This window comes from Ulvibacterium marinum (assembly GCF_003626755.1).
Taxonomy (GTDB): domain Bacteria; phylum Bacteroidota; class Bacteroidia; order Flavobacteriales; family Flavobacteriaceae; genus Ulvibacterium; species Ulvibacterium marinum.
The window spans coordinates 835,837-855,294 of the sequence record NZ_RBCJ01000001.1; the positions used below are offsets into that span (position 1 = coordinate 835,837).

Here is a 19,458-nt window from a genome sequence, read left to right on the forward strand (position 1 = left end):
AAACATGTTCAAAAACTATTTAAAAATCGCCTTACGAAGTATTCAAAAAGAGAAATTCTTTACCGGTATAAAAATTGGTGGCTTTGCCCTGGGGATTGCTGCCTGCTTACTAATTGCGCTATTCATAAGGGACGAATTAGGCTATGATACGCACTACTCCCGATCAGATCAAATATACAGGGTGGTCATGCAGGCCGAAATTGATGGGGAAATGAAAAAGAGCACCCATTTTCCATTGCCCATGGCACAAACATTGGAAGCTGATTTCCCCGAAATTGAAAAGGCCGGCAAAGTATATGGCTCTGCCCTTTCTTCTGGAGGAAAAAGGGCCTTCCGCCCGGATGCGGAAACCCAGAATGTTTTTGAGCAGGGTTTTTTGTACGGAGACCAGAATATATTCGAAATATTGGAAATCCCACTCCTACAAGGCAACCCTGAAGAAGCATTGATAGGGCCGCGAAGCTTGGTTATCTCCGAATCAAAGGCAGTAAAATACTTCCCCAATGGAAAAGCCTTGGGACAGACCTTGATTTTGGACGATAATACTTCAAGACCATATACCATAACAGGTGTGATGCCCGATTTTCCGGGTAATTCGCATCTCGATTTCGATTTTCTGTTGCCTATTGATGACTCCAATGCAAGTTGGACTTCACAAAACTATTTTACCTATGTCCTTTTGGATGAAAAGAGCAATGTAACTACGCTACAGGACAAAATGCGATCTATATTAAAGAAGTACGTGATTCCCGCCCAGATTAAAAGGGGCAGGGATGCCTCTTTTATAGAAGTTCTAAAAAATATAGAATACAAATTACAGCCAATTGGCGACATTCATCTAAAATCGGATATCGCAATGGCAGATGGATTACAACATGGGAACCTTCGCTTTGTATGGCTCTTTGCAGCTATTGCAGGGTTCATATTGCTTTTGGCCTGTATCAATTTTGTCAACTTGTCAACGGCGAGATCGGCGAAAAGGGCAAAAGAGGTTGGTTTGCGCAAGACCGTTGGTGCGTTCAAGAGTAACCTTGTGGCCCAGTTTCTTACGGAATCCGTTTTATTTAGCCTTATCTCTTTTATACTGGGCGTATTAACGGCATGGATGTTACTTCCCCTTTTCAATGCCATTGCGGAAAAGACCATAGAAATGCCGTGGACGGCAGGGCCGTTTTTACCCGCTCTACTTATCTCGGCATTGATTATCGGTATTATCTCAGGATTGTATCCGGCGTTTTACCTCTCTGCTTTTAGACCGGTGAGTGTTTTAAAAGGAAGTTTAAATACTGGCGGGAAGAGTGCCAGATTACGCAGTGGACTGGTTGTTTTCCAGTTTGCAACATCGGTTGTTTTGATTATAGGAACGCTGATTATCTACAAGCAAATGAATTTTATCCTAGAAAAGGACTTGGGGTACGATAAGGAACAGGTCGTGATTTTGGAAGGCGCCAACATATTGGGCAGCAAGACAGATAGCTTTAAGCAACAGCTCTTGCAATTGACCCAGGTACAAAAGGTTTCCGCAAGCGATTATTTGCCCGTTGAAGGTTCTAAACGAAATCAGACCACCTTTACCATGGTAGGTGAAGGAAGCGAAAACGCCGGTATTTTGAGCCAGACCTGGCGTATAGACTATGACTATATTAAAACTATGGGCATGCAAATAGTGGAAGGGCGCGATTTTTCAAGGGAATTTGCCTCCGATTCGGTCAACTCGATTATTATCAACAAAAAAATGGCACATGACCTGGGGCTTGAGCATCCCTTGGGGAAACAGATCGATAACAATTACCGACATTGGACCATTGTAGGGATCGTGGATGATTTTCATTTTAAGTCCATGAAAGAAGATATTACTCCTCTGGCCCTGTGCGTTGGTAGCGATCTTGGAACCATCGCAATAAAGGTTAATCCAGGGAACATTGCGGAATCCCTAGCTGCGATTACAGCCATTTGGAACCGCAATGTGCCCAACCAAGCTTTGAGCTATACGTTCTTGGATCAAAGATTTGCCCAAATGCACAATGACGTACTAAGGATGGGCCAGATTTTCAACAGCTTTGCCTTTTTTGCCATTTTCGTTGCATGTCTTGGTCTTTTTGCCCTATCCACATTTATGGTAGAACAACGAAAAAAAGAAATAAGCATACGCATTGTCTTGGGTGCCCCTTTCCAGGCGATCTATGCACTATTGACCTGGGATTTCTTAAAGTTGATTTTGCTATCGATTCTTATTGCGGTGCCCATTGGGTGGTATATGATGCATCGTTGGCTTGAGGATTTTGCCTATAGAATCGATTTGGGTTGGCAGGTATTCCTGAGCGCTGGGGCCATTGCCCTTGTCATTGCGTTGTTTACAATTAGTTACCAATCTATTAGTGCCTCATTGACGCAGCCATTAAAAAGTTTGCGCTCGGAATAACGAAAGCCCCGTCAGATCTAAATAAAAAAAGAAAATATGTTCAAAAACTATCTAAAAATCGCCTGGCGGAATCTTCAAAACAGAAAAGGGTTTGCTCTTGTCAATATCCTTGGTCTTGCACTTGGTTTTGGTTGCAGCATCCTGATTTTTCTTTTTGTCTGTCACCATCTAAGCTATGACGACTTCCATAAAAATTCAGATAGAATTTATAGAGTGGTAACAGAAATGCATACCGAGGATATCGAATATATTTCCGGAGTCCCTCCAGGTTTTGCCAACGCATTTCGAAACGATTATGACTACTCCGAGAAAGTGGTAAAAATGACTAGGAATTATAATAAGGTCATTGAAGTTGAAACGGATGACAATACCCAGAAACTAAAACAGAATGTAGTCTTCGCTGAACAAGATGTTTTCCAGATCTTCAACTTTCCTCTATTGGATGGGTCGGACAATATCGTCCTTGGGGAACCCAATACGGCAATTGTTACCGAAGAAACGGCACATAAGATGTTCGGTGAGGAAAATGCGATCGGGAAAACGTTTCGTATGGACAACAAGGAGGCCATCCGTATTACGGGAATTTTAAAGAACTTGCCCCGTACTACACTTATCAAGGGAGATATTTTTGTATCCTTTAAAACGCTTGCTGATTATAATCCACTTCTAGCAAGTGAAACCTGGAGTGGAATCAACCCTCAACTACAATCTTTTGTACTATTACGACCGAACCAAAATGTGTCACAAATAGAAACAGTGTTTGCGGATTTGGTCAATACACATCGCCCTAACGATAAAAATGTACATCACTATAAGCTACAGCCGTTGGCTGATGTTCATTTCAATCCACTGTATGGGGGCGGTACCGATGCTAAAACGCTATGGACTTTTTCTTTGATAGGGTTCTTTTTACTGCTCATGGCCAGTATCAATTTCATCAACATCGCTACTGCCCAATCCGTTTATCGCTCTAAGGAAATAGGTATTAGAAAAGTGCTAGGAGGCAACAAGAATCAGCTGTTTTGGCAATTTTTGGCCGAAACATTCGTCATATCTTTTGCCGCACTGTTTTTTGGAATCATTTTAAGTCTATTGACTTTGCCTTATTTCAATTCCATTTTTGATTTGGATTTATCCTATGAAGACCTTTTCAGTAGTAGTTTCTTAATCTTTTCTTTGGCATTGTTAATTGCCGTTTCTTTTCTATCCGGAAGCTACCCCGGCATACTACTTGCCCGGATCTTGCCCATCCTGGCCTTAAAACAAAAATTATCGCATGCTAAAACAAGGGGGGTCAACATTCGAAAGGCTTTGGTAGTGTTTCAATTCGGCATATCTATCGTACTGATAATCGGCACTATTGTTATTGGTAAACAAATTCAATATGCGGTAAATTCTGATTTGGGTTATGATAAAGATGCCTTGGTAACAGTCGGTCTACCTAGAGGTTTTGCACCTGAACAGTTGCAAGGTCTAAAAGAAAGGATAGGCACTCTGGCCGGGGTGGAAAAAATTACCGCATGCGCTTCATATCCTGGGACATCTTGGTGGAGTTGGGGTACAAGTGTAAAATTTGGAAACCGTCCTGAGGTAGAACCCTTTAACGTTGAGGCCAAGCTCGCCGATGAAGACTATCTCGATGTTTTTGGCCTAAAATTAGTGGCCGGAAGAAACTTCATTCTTAAAGATTCTGTACAAGAGGTTTTGGTCAACGAGACCCTATCAAAAAAACTGGGAATGGCCTCCCCGAACGAACTGATTGGAAAAAAGTTCAATGGCGGATGATTTCAGGCCAATATCGTAGGTGTTGTCGCCGACTTTCATGATAGGACCTTCCATGAAAATATCAGCCCCATTTTTATCGCACCGGACCCCAACGGTTTTTACGAATTGAATTTGAAGATTAACACTGCGAATGTAAAGAACACAATGGAAGGTATTGATGCATTGTGGACTTCCGTATTTCCCGACCATATTTTTGAATATACTTTTTTGGATGAACGGGTGGCCGAAACCTATATAAAGGAAAAGCAGTTTTTGGCACTTACAAACTTCTTCAGCATCTTGGCCATCTTTATCAGCTGTTTGGGCATTTACGGTCTAATTTCCTTTTTCGTGGTACAGAAAACAAAGGAAATCGGTATTCGGAAAGTATTGGGAGGTAGTATCGGCAGTATACTGGTGCTAATAACCGGGGATTTTTTAAGACTCATACTTTTGGCCGGACTAGTTGCCTCGCCCTTGGCGTGGTATTTTGCCAATGATTGGCTTCAAGGATTTACGTTTCGTACCGAGATTTCATGGTGGGTATTTGGTTTGGCCATTGGAGGGCTATTACTAATAACCTTGATAACCGTAAGCTATCAATCTATCAGAGCTGCGGGGGCTAACCCTATAAAAAGCTTACGAACGGAATAAACAAATACAGACCTGGCTGGTCTATCAAAAAACAAGGATCATGTTCAAAAACTATCTAAAAATCGCCTGGCGGAATATTAAAAGGAACAAGCTCCATTCCTTTATCAATGTCGCAGGGTTGGCCGTAGCATTTTCAGTCTGTATCTTATTGTTTCTGGTAGCCTATTTCCATTTGAGCTTTGATTCCTTTCATGAGGAGAAAAGCCAGCTGTTCAGGACGTCACGTTTTACGAACAGTGTACAAGGCCCTGAAATGAGCTCCCAAATGCCATTGCCGGCGGCGGCAGCTTTTGAGGCCGAAATTCCCGAAATCGAAATTGCGGTAACCGTCAACAGGGGAATGCCGGAAAACATTGCCTATGGGAATAAAAATATTGAACGGCCAATTACCAGAACTGAACCCGATTTCTTGGACCTATTCACTTTTCATATCATAAAGGGTAATAGAGAGACGATGCTTTCCGGTATACATAATATTGCTTTGAGCGAAAGTACGGCCCATGCCATTTTTGGAGATACAGACCCTATCGGAAAGGAATTGAAAATAGGCAAATTGGGGGAAGAACAAATTTATTCGGTATCCGCCGTAGTAAAGGACGCTCCAAAAAATAGCAGTATCCGTTTTGATGCCGTTGCCCGGATCGAATCGATCAATGGCTATGCCGAAAACAAAAATAACTGGGCATCCAATGCATCCAATGTCTTCATTAAGATTGCCGAGAATACCAATCTTCGGATGATTGAAGATAAATTGGTCCCATTCGTGGAGAAATACTATCCCGAACAATTGGCGCAATTGAAATCCGAACATCCCGAAACGATGGAAACCCATGAATTACTCAATATAGGTCTGACCAATATTGAAGACATCCATTTTTCCGGGGAGCGAAGCGCGCCGAAAGCGTTGGTATTCGCTATTATGGCGTTGGGCATTTTTATTCTATTGATCGCCTGCTTCAATTTTGTGAACCTCAATATGGCACGCTCCTTTAAAAGAAGCCGTGAATTGGGTGTGAGAAAGACGCTGGGTGCCTTTAAGGGACAACTTTTTCTACAACTTTGGGGAGAAGCGTTTCTGCTTTACTTTTTCGGTTTTATTATCGGCATGGTGGTCGCGTATCAACTATTACCGTCCTTCAGTGCGCAGTTTGGGGGTGGGCTGGACATTGCAGTCTTGTTTCATCCTACCTTTCTGGCAATACTAGTAGGTGTTTTCATAGGCGTGACTTTGATAGCCGGGGGATATCCTGCGCTTAAAATGGCCAATTTCCGACTGGTTGAAATTTTGAAGGGCAATGTATCCACAAAGAAACCCGGGGCGTTACGGAATACGCTTTTGGTAGGTCAGTTTGCAATTTCCAGTTTATTGATATGTATGAGTTGGATAGCCGGCCAACAACTTGATTTTTTGCGGGAAATACCCATAGGTTTTGAAAGGGATCAAGTGGTAAGCATTCCTGTGGGTTATCAGGAAGATGGCCGAAAGGTACTGGCTCGAATGCGAAATGAACTTGCCAATGATTCCAATATTATCTCCATTGCCGGAGCAGGGGGGAATTTGGGCAGGGGACGTGATCGTACAACTTCAACTTCGATTATCGGGTGGGATTACGATCAAAAACAGATTTCAGCCTACAGACTTTTAGGCGATTTCGATTATCTAAAAACGTTGCAGATTCCTATCCTAAAGGGAAGGGATTTTGACCCTGCTTTCAGTACGGATACCACAAATGCGGTGATTGTTACAGAAAGTTTTGTAAAGGCAATGGGAGAGTCCGATCCCGTTGGAAAGTATCTTGGTCGGGAAGAGGGTAATCAAATAATTGGCGTAGTTCCGGATTTCAATGCCTATTCCCCATCTGAAAGAACACTGCCGATTCTCATTGATCTTTCTGCCGATGAAGCCATCAATTACATATTTCTGAAAGTGAGTACGGACAATCCACAGCTCGTTATGGAGCGGCTTGCTTCAGTTTGGGAAAAAGTCGCCCCAAGGGCGATATTTAATGCCTCCTTTTTGGATGAAAACCTTCAGGCGTGGTACGAAGTAGAGCGTACGATGACCCAGATTTTTGGGATTGCTTCGGGCATAGCCATTTTGCTCTCGTGCTTGGGGCTTTTTGCCATTTCCCTATTGGTCATAGAGTTGCGTACCAAGGAAATAGGTATCCGAAAAGTGATGGGGGCCTCGGTTAAAGGCATCGTACGAATGATTTCCGTTCACTTTTTAAAGCTGGTATTGATAAGCCTTGTCATTGCAGTGCCTTTGGCCTGGTATGCGATGCAAAATTGGATAGAAGGTTACGAGAACCGAATAGCAATTGATCCGTTGACATTTGTTTGGGTAGGTTTTCTGGTCGCTTTGATCGCTGTACTTACGGTTAGTTTTCATGCCATAAGAGTGGCTATGGCCAACCCGGTAAAAAGTTTAAAGACCGAATAGAAAAATCAATCATTATGTTAAAAAATCATTTAAAAGTAGCCGTTAGGAATCTTATCCGTCGAAAAAACCATACCCTGATCAATATTGGAGGTTTGGCCTTGGGCATTGCCGTTTGTTTTGTAATCTTTATCATCACGCAGTTTGAATCGAGTTTTGATGATTACCATAAAAATAAGGATCACGTCTTCCGTGTTTTGACCGAGTACCATCATGCAGAACCTGAAATCTTCTATGGTAGTGGGGTTCCCTATCCATTGCCCGAAGAACTAAAAAGTTCTTTTCCGGAATTGGAAAAAGTATCAGCAATATATTCCGATGGTGATGATCAAATACTAGTGCTGGATGATAACGGAAACCCGGTTAAAAAGTTCAAGGAGAAAGAGGGGGTGTTCTTGGCCGAGCCTGCTTTGTTCGATATTTTGGATTACGAATGGTTGGCGGGCACACCTGCTTCATTAAAAGACCTAAATAACGTTGTCCTTACAAAAGAAACTGCTGAGCGTTATTTTGACAGTTGGGAGAAAGCGGTAGGGAGGACCATTAAATGGAATAACAATGAAGTTCTGACCGTAACCGGTATTCTTGGCACAATACCTACAAATACGGATCTGCGGTTTAAGGCAGTGATATCATATGGTACTGGCTATACGACCAATTATCAAAACTCGGACAATTGGAATGGTACCAACGGGAGGTTTGGTTGTTTTGTACTATTACCTCCTAATGTCTCCGAAGGAGATATCAACGCCCGGTTAAAAGTACTGTCGAAGGAAAAAAAGACTGGTGATAATAAGGATATTCATGTATTGCAATCATTGGACAGGATTCATTATGATGCGAGGGCTGGAAATTATAGTGGCAAAACAATAAGCCGGCGACTCATAAACGTCCTTTGGCTTATCGGGGCTTTCATTCTTTTGATCGCCTGTATTAATTTCATCAACCTATCTACGGCACAGGCGGTAAACCGTTCCAAAGAAATAGGGGTAAGAAAGGTTATTGGCGGTACAAGAACTCAATTGAAAATACAATTTCTGGCCGAAACCTTCCTAATCGTTATAGCTGCCGTTTGTATTGCATCCGTAATCGTCGTTGCGTTTTTACCTTCGGTCGGGAAGCTTCTTGATTTACCGTTAAATGTTACCTCGGTCCTGGATTTTAAAACCTTGGTTTTAATGAGTGTATTGGCTGTTAGCGTAACTCTTTTGGCAGGGTTTTACCCTTCGTTGGTACTTTCTAGATTCAATCCTATATCCGCACTTAAAAATCAAGGAAAAGTGGGAAAAAACGAAGGCATTACCTTAAGACGCAGTCTTGTTGTTTTTCAATTTGCCATTGCACAGGCACTTATTTTTGGAACAGTGATTATGGTAAAACAGATGGACTATTTCACCAACCAATCCATGGGTTATGATAAAGAGGCCATTGTAAATGTATTGATACCTAGGGATAGTGTTAGCATGGGTAAAATTGATTATCTGAGCAATACATTATTGGCTACAAATGGTATCCAAAATGTTAGCTTTAGTTCAAATACCCCAACGGAGTATAGAACAAATAATTGGTCGAGGTTCGTGTACGGCAATGCATCTAAAGAAACGGACTTTTATAGTATACGAAAAGGAATAGACCATAACTATTTGGAAACCTATGGGCTTTCTTTGGTGGCCGGCAGGAATGTAAAAAAATCTTCAGAAGCGATAGAAGTTCTGGTAAACGAAGATTTGATGAAACGCCTTGGTGTTACCGACCCAAATGAAATCCTGAACAAAAAGGCAAGCCTCGCAGGGGGCCGAATAGAAGGAGAAATAGTCGGCGTAGTAAAGGATTATCATAGCAGTACCTTCAAAGATGGAATGTCTTCCATAATAATGGTCAATAGAAAAAGTTGGTTTGGTTTGACAGGAATTAAAGTGGCGACGAACAATATTTCGAATTCCATATCTGCCATAGAAGAAATATGGGACGATACCTTTCCCAATTATGCATTCGAGTACCAATTCTTGGATGATAAAATCGCCAATTTTTATGCGGAGGAAAAAAAGTTGTCCCAAATGTATAAGGTGTTTGCGGTTATCGCAATTTTATTGAGTTGCCTTGGGCTTTATGGATTGGCCTCCTTTATGGTAAACCAACGTACAAAGGAAGCGGGCATCCGAAAAGTTCTGGGGGCAACGGTAAGCCATATCGTATACCTATTTTCCAAGGAATTTATCGTATTAATTGCAATAGCTTTTCTGATAGCCGCGCCATTGGCCTGGCATTTTATGGGGCAATGGTTGGAGGAATACACCTACCACATTGATATTACTTGGGCTGTCTTTGTTTTGGGCGGGTTGGGAGCATTGCTGATCGCTTTGTCCACCGTTAGTTATCAGGCCATCAAGGCGGCCATAGCTAATCCCGTGGAAAGTCTACGAACCGAATAAGCGGTATTAGTTGTGGGCTGTTTAACATATTTAACCAAAAACCCATGTTAAGACATTATTTAAACCTTTTTAAGCGAAACATTTTAAAGTATAAGTTTTCCTTTTTTATAAATATGGTAGGATTATCCACGGCCCTCGCCTGTGCTACCCTGATTTACTTATGGGTAAATGATGAGTTGCTTACCGACAAATTCCATGAAAAAGATGATCGGATTTTTCATTTAATGGAGTTTTATGAATTTCCGCAACAGACCATCGCGAATGAAGTGACCTCCGGAAACATGGCCCATCTCTTGCTCGAGGAAATACCGGAAGTGGTCCATGCGGTACAGGTAGCAAAATACTTGCACAACGCCACATTGTCCATTGAGGATAAGACGATAAAGGCAGTTGGCCATTATGTGAGCCAAGACTATTTTAAGGTATTCTCTTTTCCCCTCATAGAGGGCGACAAAAACAATATTTGGGTGGATAAGGGCACTGTAGTGCTGTCCGAAACCATAGCAAATTCCTTATTCGGTTCTTCTCAAGAAGCTATGGGAAAGACGCTGGCCCTTCAAAATGAAAAACAATTCACGGTATCCGGTATTTTTAAGGATATTCCGAGGCAATCTTCCGAAAAATTCGATTTTGTGTTGTCGTACGAGGAACTCGTGCCCTCCCAACCCAACCTCATGGATTGGGGAAGTCAATCTACCTATCTATATCTTCAAATGGAACCTGGCGTCGATGTTCTGGCCTTTAATGAAAAAATCCATGATTTTATTCGGGAAAAGACGGGCAATAGACAAATGCATCGTACCCCTTTTATAAAAAAATACTCCGATGAATATTTGTATGGAAAATATGAGAATGGTATACAAACGGGAGGTAGGATTGCCTATGTAAAGCTGTTCTCCATCATCGCACTGTTTATTCTGATCATCGCCTGTATCAATTTTATGAATCTATCAACGGCAAGAGCATCACGCAGACTCAAGGAAATAGGGGTCAAGAAAGTAGTGGGGGCCAATAGAAAGGCTTTGATCGTCCAATATCTAACGGAAGCGATAGCCTTAACCTGTATGGCATTGTTGCTTTCCCTAATTTATGTAGCTCTGCTACTACCGGAATTTAACCAGATTACGGGAAAACAGTTGACCATGGATTTTAGTATCGGAGTTGTACTTTCCCTATTGGCCATAACCCTCTTTACGGGGCTGCTTTCCGGCAGCTATCCGGCCCTATACCTTTCCGGTTTCAATCCCGTATCCATTTTAAAAGGAAAATTGAATACATCCATCGGTGAGGTGTGGACCCGCAAGGGACTTGTTATCATCCAGTATACGGTATCGGTAATACTTATTGTATCCGTTCTGGTAGTATACCAGCAAATTGAGTTTATACAGAACAAAAACCTGGGCTACAGTAAAGAACAGATTATTCATTTTGATCGGGAAAGAAAAACTATGGACCAAGATCGTATGGATACTTTTTTGGCCGAATTGGAAAAGGTACCCGGGGTCATCAGTGCCTCAAGTGGCAGAAACAAGATGACCAATCAAGGTTGGGGGGTAGGTGGCTTTGACTGGGAAGGAAAAGACCCGAATGACCATACCCAGTTTCAAAACATGATCTCCTATTATGGATTACTGGAAATGCTGGATATGGAGCTTGTGGAAGGCAGGACGTTCTCCAAAAATTTTGCTTCGGAGGATACCAAGGTCATTCTTAATGAAGCCGCCATCGCCCATATGCAATTGGAAGACCCTGTGGGAAAGACCATCAATTTTCGGGGAATGGACCGGGAAATCATCGCTGTTGTCAAAAACTTCCACTTTGAATCGCTACACGAGAACATTAAACCCATGATCATCAATTTGTGGCCAGATAGGATTAGCAAGTTTATGGTGAAAATTGCAGCAGGCAGGGAAAGGGAGACTTTGGCTATGTTGGAGGATTTATATCAAGAGTTTAATCCTGGTTTTTTGTTTGATTATAGGTTTTTGGATGATAATTACCAGGAACTTTATAAAGCGGAACAGCGTGTATCCGTTTTATCCGGATATTTTGCGGCTTTGGCCATCATCATTTCATGTTTGGGACTTTTTGGATTGGTCTCCTTTACTGCTGAGCGGAGAAAAAAGGAAATCGGAATTCGCAAAGTACTGGGAGGGAGCAGTGCCCGTATTTCTTTTTTGTTGTCCAGCGAATTTGTAAAACTGGTATTGGTAGCTATTGGAGTAGGTCTGCCCATAAGTCATTTACTTACCCATAACTGGCTTTCGGGATTTGCCTATAGGACCGGGACCAACCTTTGGTATTTTCTCTTGGCCGGAGCGTTTGTGGCCCTTTTTACTATTGTCATGGTAAGTGCGCAGACCCTGGTAGCTGCCAATCGGAACCCTGTAGATTCCCTAAGGAATGAATAAAAATTAGGATAATCATGCTAAAAAGCTACCTAAAAATCGCTTGGCGAAGTTTGTTTAGAAGTCCTTTTCAGACTTTCATTAAAATTTTTGGGCTATCTATCGGGATTGCTAGTGTTATGCTCATTCTTTTTCATGTAAAGGACGAGCTGAGTTTTGACCAGGGGTTTTTGAAGTCCGATCGAATTTTTAGGGTAACGAATGAAAATTTGGGCGAAGGGGCCCGCCACTGGGCTGCGACCCCACCGCCTATGGGCCCCCAGATGCAACAGCTATTGCCTGAAGTAGAATTAACCGTACGATTTCATCGCCCCTCGGCATATCAACTTCTGAGTCATACATCCAAAAGTGGAAATACAAGAAAGTTTGAAGAAAGAGGGGGTTTCATTGTTGATTCTGGGGCCGTAGAAATGTTTGACCTTGAATTTATCCAAGGTGATGCTAACACAGCTCTCTCTGAAATAAACAGTATTATTTTGACCGAGGATATGGCCCAAAAGTATTTCGGCAATGAAAACCCCTTGGGGAAAATAATTATGGACAACATTGCCCGTATTCCCTTGAAAGTCTCGGGAGTTATTGCAAAATTTCCATTTCAGACACATCTTAGATTTGACTATTTACTTTCCATGCCCACCATAAACAATTATCAAGACCAAGGAGCCTTGTCAAGTCGGGGATGGTCTGGGTTCTATACTTATGTTCTATTGAAGGAAGATATATCATTGGCTTCGATGACATCTAAAATGGAAGAGTTCATGATTCAATTTTATGAACCTCATGGGGAGACCCCATCGGAAACCTTGGCCGCACGAAAACTCCGCCTTCAACCCATTACTGATATTCACCTACATTCCAAATTGGAAAAGGAAATGTATCCCAACAGCGATATCACCTATGTATATATTTTTGGCCTTGTGGCTCTGTTTATTTTGCTTTTGGCAGCGGTCAATTTCATCAATATTTCTACTACACAATCTTTCGGCAGAGTTAAGGAAATTGGTGTTCGAAAAGTTGTGGGAGCCAAACGGAAACAACTTATCCATCAGTTTTTAATGGACTCCCTGCTAGTCACATTTCTCTCTATGATAATTGCGTTAGTAATTTTCGCGTCGGCCATTCCCCACTATGATGACCTTACCTCAAAACCATTTTACCAAGAGAACATATTTACCCTATCCAATTTTGGCATTTTGTTATTGATGTTTATAAGCGTTGGAGTACTGGCCGGTCTTTATCCGGCTTTGTTCGTTTCCAGATATAGCCTTGTTTCATCGCTTAAGAGTAAAAAGAATTCTGGCCCCCGGATACAAATAGTCAGGAACTCACTTATTGTTTTCCAATTTGTGATATCCGTGTTTATGATAGTCGGAACCATAATCATTTACAATCAGATGAACTTGTTCCATCATAAGAATTTAGGTTTTGATAAGGAGCAGGTATTGGCTGTTACCATGCATAGGGATATGTGGGAGAATTATGGGGCACTGAAAGCCAAGATGTCGGAAAATCCTGCGATAGAAAGTTTTTCAACTACAACGAATATTCCAGGCGATCGGTTTGGCTCTTACTTTTTTACACCTCTTGGCAATGCACAGCAGGTTACCGAAGGGTTTGATGCCCGGCTGATGTTGTCCGACGACAAGTTTCTATCTACATTGGACATTCCTATAAAAGAGGGGCGGAACTTTTTCCGTGAAGAAGCCAATACGGGAAATACCGAATTTATCATCAATGAGGCTGCGGGAAAACTATTTGGACCCGGAAAGGCTGTAGGCAAAAGACTGACCATTGGAAGGGATACGGCAAACATTGTGGGTGTGGTAAAGGACTTCAATTTTGCCTCCCTTCATTCGCCAATTGAACCTTTGGTAATACAGTATAATCCCTATGCGGGGGGCCACTTGCTTGTAAAGGTTCAGGAAAATCAATTGGCAGAAACTATTGCATATATGGAGAAAAGTGTGGAATCTATAGCTCCATCCAGTACGTTTTCCTATTCATTTGTAGATGATAGGTTAGACGGACTTTACGATACAGAAAATAGAATGAGCAAGGTTTTTAATGTCTTTGCACTACTATCCTTATTGATTGCGTGTCTTGGGCTTTATGGCCTTTCGGCGTATGCGGCCCGAATTAGGATAAAGGAAATAGGAATACGTAAGGTTCTTGGTTCGGGTAAAATGGATATTATAAAAATTCTGTCCAGGGATTTTTTAAAACTTGTAAGTACTGCCATACTTATTGCAGCTCCCTTTACCTATTTCACCATGAAAAGATGGCTTCAGGATTTCGCCTATCATATTGAAATACAATGGTGGATGTTCGGTTTGGCCGGGGCACTTGTACTGTTCATTGCAATAGCCACCCTAAGCTATCAAGGTATAAAATCAGCAAATGCAAATCCGATAGAAAGCCTAAGAACTGAATAAAACCTCAAAAAGAAATCATGATAAAAAACCATTTGAAGATTGCTTGGAGAAACCTGAATACCAACCGTATGTTTTCGGGCATTAATATTTTGGGACTTTCCTTGGGCTTGGCCATTACCATTGTCCTTTTTTTGTTTATCCGGCATGAATTAAGTTTTGATTCCATATATACGGAAAAAGCAAATATCCATCGGGTGTTGGTACATACAGAAAGGGATAATGGACAGGAGACCTACGCTACTGCATCACCTGCCTTGGCCCCTACTGCAATGGCGGATATTCCGGAAATTAAATATGCCGCAAGGATGTTAAAGAACGACTTTGGGGGAACGGCTTCCGTACGGGCGAATGAGGAAAACTTTATGGAGAAAAGCTTCTTTTGGGTAGACAAGGAACTGTTGAATGTTTTTAAGGTGCCTTTTATAAAAGGAGAACCACAATCTGTTTTGAATCGCCCCAATACTGTAGTCCTGTCAGAAAGTACGGCTAAGAAATACTTTGGAGACAAGGACCCTTTAGGAGAAATCATAAAGGTGGATAATCGTTATGAGCTTGAAGTCACTGGGGTTTATCAAGACTTTCCCGGCAACAGTACGGTAGATTGCCATGTAATGGCCACATTTAGTACCCTTTGGTTTTTCAAGAACCCCAGTTGGAACAATATTAGCTTTGAGACCTATTGCTTACTGAATACGAATGCCAATTTGCCTAATGTGGAATCCAAAATGATGCAGATGTTGGATAAAAACGTGGAGAAACAACATCAGTGGTACACCCTTTCCTTACAACCTTTGGAACAGGTACATCTCTACTCTTCCAACTTTTCAAGTTCCTATGCAACCCATATCGGTGATATTTCGGAAGTTCGAAATTTATCGTTTTTGGCAATTTTGATTCTATTGATCGCCTGTATCAATTATATGAACCTGACTACCGCCCGCTCCCAAAAAAGGGCAAAAGAGGTCGGCATCAATAAAACGCTGGGTGCGTCTAAAAAGAACTTGGTAAGCAGATTCTATATTGAAACGGGACTACTCACCCTAATCTCAATTGGTATAGGAGTTATGCTGGCAATTTTGGCCATCCCCTTGTTCAATAGGATTATGGGGCAAAGTTTGGATATCAGCTTGCTTTTGACCATGGAATTTGGAGTTGCCCTGATGGTGGTTTGGTTGGTGACTACCTTAATTTCAGGTTTTTATCCCGCGTTATATCTTTCTCGTTTTTCTCCCAGAACTGTTTTAAAACCATCGCATACCCAGGGAAAGGATAATGCCCAGATAAGAAAAGGGCTGGTGGTGCTTCAATTTGCGGCGTCTGTTATTTTAATAATAGGGATACTGGTCATCTATCAGCAACTTGAATTTATGCGAAACCAAAAATTGGGCTTTGATCCGGAAAATGTAATGGCCATTTCTACATCCGGTATTCGGGGCAATGAGCATACGGATGCCTTGATACAGGAATTTAAAGGGATAAGTGATGTATCCTATGTATCCATGGTTCAGGGCTTCCCAGGCATGGGTGTTAGTGGAAGGACTTTGAAAAAAAACCAAGAAGATCGGAATGGGTTGTATATACAAACCAATGTAACGGATGCAGGAATTATTGATGTGCTTCAATTAAAACTTTTGGCAGGACGTACCTTACCTGAAGTAAAGCAGGAGGGCGATACTTTGGTGCAGGTAATTCTCAATAAAAAGGCAATCGATTATTTGGGATATTCCCCGGAAGAAGCCATCGGTAAGGAAGTACAAATTGGTGCTAAGAATATCATTGTGGGTATTGTGGACGATTTTAATCACGAATCCCTACATGTGCCGATTGGGGCTTATGCCTTCCATAACAATACGGGAGAACCCAAATCATATTTGTTGGTTCGTTTCAATTCGGTCGGTGTTTCCACCATTATCCAAAAGTTTGAAAGTGCCTTTCGGAAAATAGCACCTGAGGCCGCTTTTGATTATTCCTTTTTGAATAAAAACCTAGAACGGCTTTATGAAAGGGAGCAACGAGCTGCCCATATAGGAATCATTTTTTGTGCTCTTGCCATTTTTGTGGCCTGTTTGGGTCTTTTTGGTCTGGCCGCCTTTATGGCAGAGCAACGTAAAAAAGAAATTGGCATTCGCAAAGTATTGGGCGCAAGTATTTTAGGAATAACCCAATTGTTGTCCGGAGACTTTGTAAAATTGGTGCTAGTAGCACTGGTCTTCGCTTTTCCAATTGCTTTTTGGATAATGGATAACTGGCTACAGGACTTTGCATACCGCATAAGTATTGATTGGACCGTTTTCGGGATTGCCGGATTAGCGGCTTTGGCCATTGCATTATTTACTGTGAGCTTTCAGTCTGTGAGAGCTGCATTGACCAATCCGGCAAAAAGTTTACGAACCGAATAAAAAAATAAAATATGTATAAACTATTCCTAAAAATTGCCACACGTTACCTGTTAAAGAACAAGCTCTATTCCTTTATCAACATTTTTGGGTTGGCCCTGGGGATTGCCTCCTTCGTTTTGATTATGCTCTATGTGAATTATGAGCGTAGCTATGACAAATTTGAAGGCTCTAAAGATGTACATCGCGTATATATGGACTATCTAGAGGGAGGGAAGTACGTTCCGGGAGACGCAAATACCTATATTGTAAGTGGCCCTACATTGAAAGAGGAATTTCCCGAAATATTGGATTTTGTGAGGCTCAGACGTTTAAGCGAAATTGTGCTCATCCAAGGCAATACCATTTTTGATCAAAATACGGGATCCCTGGCAGACCCTTCATACTTTGAAATTTTCAACCGAGACTTAAGCAAGGGAGATATAAGTAAAGCTTTGAGCGAACCCTATTCCATAGTGTTGACCAAACCATTGGCCAAAAAAGTATTCGGTGATAATGATCCTATGGGTAAAACCTTAAAGATATTTGACGGAAGAAGTCCAAGCTTTAAGGTTACAGGAGTTTTAAAGGACAATCCAAGAAACACACATATGAAGAACGACTTTTTGGTCTCTTTTGCTTCTTTTTATAGTTGGGAGTCGTTCAAGGGCGATTGGGATTTTACCTGGAACCAGAACATGTACTTTACCTATCTGAAGTTGGATCCCATGGCCGATGCAAATCGGTTAAAGGAAAAGATTATGGGTTTTAAAGTAGAAGGCCTGCCCAACGAAAGGCATAATATAGAACCATTGGAAGCTATTCACCTCCATTCCGATAAACCCTACGAAGCAGAGGCGAACGGTAGTGCGAGTAGGGTACATTTCCTAATGGCCATTGCCTTGATCATCATTGTTCTTTCTTGGTTGAATTATGTCAACCTTTCAACGGCCAAATCCTTGGAGCGGGCCAAGGAAACGGGAATCCGCAAGGTAGCCGGGGCACAGAAACCACAGATTGTTCTACAGTCTCTTTTGGAATCGTTGTTGCTGAACTTTATTGCCATAACAATAGCGGCAGTCATTATATTGATTGTATTGCCACTGTTCAATAGTTACATCGGAAAGGAATTAACCCTGGATTTTTCAACTATCATGGCATTTCTCCCGATAATCGGCTTTATTCTTATGGGAACCGTGGTATCGGGCATATATCCGGCCTTTATGCTAAGTAACTATACCCCGGCCAGAGCCTTGAAGGGAAAAATCCGGACTCCTAAAAATGGTTTGACCATTAGAAAGGCCTTGATTACCGGTCAGTTTTTAGCAACTATTGTTTTGCTTATGGGTACCATAGTGGTAACTAAACAAATCAAGTTTTTGCAAGACCAACCTATTGGTGCAGATCTGGACCAAGTCGTTGCTTTTAACGGGCAGGTCTTAAATACAATGCCCGACTCCCTCTTTGTGAATAAACTGATAACCTTTAAAAATGAATTGGACAACTTTTCTTTTGTTGAGGGTACCGCTGGCGCGCGAACCTATCCGGGAGGCGGATATGATAATCTAAACTCAAGTGCCGGAATTACATTCCCTGATGGAACCAGGGACAACACAAGGATAACCTATAACTATAGTGTGGATCCAGCTTATTTTGAATTGATGCAACTGGAATTTGTAGCGGGGGAACCTTTTAAGGAAACGACCAATGGGCGGAGTCACGATATCGTTATGAACGAAAGATTCGTAAGGCATATGGGGATTTCCAGAATGGAGGACGCCGTTGGTAAGATTGTAAAATTTGGGGGACAGGATTGGATGATTTCCGGAGTCATCAAGGACTACCATCATTTCGGGTTAAAAACCGGGATTGAACCCATGATGCTGATGTACGAGTCCAATAGGGATAATCTTCTCGTAAGATTTAACAATAATGTTTCGTCCACATCAAGCATGACGGAAGCCATTGGTCAGATTAAGGATAAATGGGCGGCACTATTTCCACAAAGTACGTTTGATTATACTTTTTTAGATCAAAAGTTCGAGGCGCAATATAATGAGGACAGGGCTTTCGGGGCCGCTTTTCAAATCTTTACCATTTTGGCAATGCTCATTGCGTCCATGGGTCTTTTTGGATTAACATCATACACTTGTGTCCAAAGAAAAAAAGAAATTGGTATCCGAAAGGTAAATGGTGCAACAATAGGACAAATTCTCTCTCTTTTAAATAAGGATTTTGTGAAATGGGTAGGCTTGGCCTTTGTCATGGCCGTACCTATTTCTTGGTATGCCATGAACCAATGGTTAGAGGGTTTTGCCTATAAAACAAGTCTTAGCTGGTGGATTTTCGCCTTAGCTGGATTAACGGCACTTACCATTGCCTTGATTACCGTAAGTTGGCAAAGTTTTCAGGCTGCTATGGCCAATCCTGTGGATGCCTTGAAGGACGAATAGATGTACTTCCCGAGAAAGGAAGTTTGAAGTATAAATTTACAAAGAGAACGGCCACACTCAGACTGTAAAATATTTGGA

At 41.8% G+C, this 19,458-nt stretch carries 9 protein-coding genes; all 9 read left to right on the top strand.

Annotated elements, in window-relative coordinates; all coding sequences use genetic code 11:
• The first annotated feature begins 4 nt into the window (after positions 1-4).
• The 9 genes from D7Z94_RS03500 to D7Z94_RS03540 all read left to right on the top strand — a co-directional run bounded on the left by D7Z94_RS03500 (position 5) and on the right by D7Z94_RS03540 (position 19,380).
• On the top strand, positions 5-2,422 hold the full coding sequence (locus tag D7Z94_RS03500; protein ID WP_120710127.1) for an ABC transporter permease: 2,418 nt from the start codon (positions 5-7) through the stop codon (positions 2,420-2,422).
• Positions 2,423-2,458: 36 nt separating this feature from the next.
• Positions 2,459-4,207 (top strand): ABC transporter permease, encoded by a 1,749-nt coding sequence (locus tag D7Z94_RS03505; RefSeq protein ID WP_120710128.1) that lies wholly within the window; start codon positions 2,459-2,461, stop codon positions 4,205-4,207.
• Between the two features lie 111 nt (positions 4,208-4,318).
• Positions 4,319-4,840, top strand: coding sequence for an ABC transporter permease (locus tag D7Z94_RS03510; RefSeq protein ID WP_147415821.1), 522 nt, complete (start codon positions 4,319-4,321; stop codon positions 4,838-4,840).
• A gap of 40 nt (positions 4,841-4,880) precedes the next feature.
• Entirely contained in the window at positions 4,881-7,283 is a 2,403-nt protein-coding gene (locus D7Z94_RS03515) for an ABC transporter permease (RefSeq protein WP_120710130.1), read from the top strand.
• Positions 7,284-7,297: 14 nt separating this feature from the next.
• Positions 7,298-9,712: an FtsX-like permease family protein gene (locus tag D7Z94_RS03520; protein WP_120710131.1), complete on the top strand. Its 2,415-nt coding sequence runs from the start codon at positions 7,298-7,300 to the stop codon at positions 9,710-9,712.
• A gap of 44 nt (positions 9,713-9,756) precedes the next feature.
• A complete protein-coding gene (locus tag D7Z94_RS03525) occupies positions 9,757-12,123 on the top strand; it encodes an ABC transporter permease (RefSeq protein WP_120710132.1) in 2,367 nt (788 codons plus the stop codon).
• 14 nt (positions 12,124-12,137) lie between these two features.
• Positions 12,138-14,552 (top strand): ABC transporter permease, encoded by a 2,415-nt coding sequence (locus tag D7Z94_RS03530; protein WP_120710133.1) that lies wholly within the window; start codon positions 12,138-12,140, stop codon positions 14,550-14,552.
• Between the two features lie 17 nt (positions 14,553-14,569).
• On the top strand, positions 14,570-16,951 hold the full coding sequence (locus D7Z94_RS03535; protein ID WP_120710134.1) for an ABC transporter permease: 2,382 nt from the start codon (positions 14,570-14,572) through the stop codon (positions 16,949-16,951).
• An 11-nt stretch (positions 16,952-16,962) separates the two neighbouring features.
• Positions 16,963-19,380: an ABC transporter permease gene (locus D7Z94_RS03540; protein ID WP_120710135.1), complete on the top strand. Its 2,418-nt coding sequence runs from the start codon at positions 16,963-16,965 to the stop codon at positions 19,378-19,380.
• Positions 19,381-19,458: the final 78 nt, after the last annotated feature.

Excerpts from the sequence above, each read along its gene's own strand:
- D7Z94_RS03500 (WP_120710127.1), top strand. The coding sequence starts at position 5 with ATGTTCAAAAACTATTTAAAAATCGCCTTACGAAGTATTCAAAAAGAG.
- D7Z94_RS03505 (WP_120710128.1), top strand. The coding sequence starts at position 2,459 with ATGTTCAAAAACTATCTAAAAATCGCCTGGCGGAATCTTCAAAACAGA.
- D7Z94_RS03515 (WP_120710130.1), top strand. The coding sequence starts at position 4,881 with ATGTTCAAAAACTATCTAAAAATCGCCTGGCGGAATATTAAAAGGAAC.
- D7Z94_RS03520 (WP_120710131.1), top strand. The coding sequence starts at position 7,298 with ATGTTAAAAAATCATTTAAAAGTAGCCGTTAGGAATCTTATCCGTCGA.
- D7Z94_RS03525 (WP_120710132.1), top strand. The coding sequence starts at position 9,757 with ATGTTAAGACATTATTTAAACCTTTTTAAGCGAAACATTTTAAAGTAT.
- D7Z94_RS03530 (WP_120710133.1), top strand. The coding sequence starts at position 12,138 with ATGCTAAAAAGCTACCTAAAAATCGCTTGGCGAAGTTTGTTTAGAAGT.
- D7Z94_RS03535 (WP_120710134.1), top strand. The coding sequence starts at position 14,570 with ATGATAAAAAACCATTTGAAGATTGCTTGGAGAAACCTGAATACCAAC.
- D7Z94_RS03540 (WP_120710135.1), top strand. The coding sequence starts at position 16,963 with ATGTATAAACTATTCCTAAAAATTGCCACACGTTACCTGTTAAAGAAC.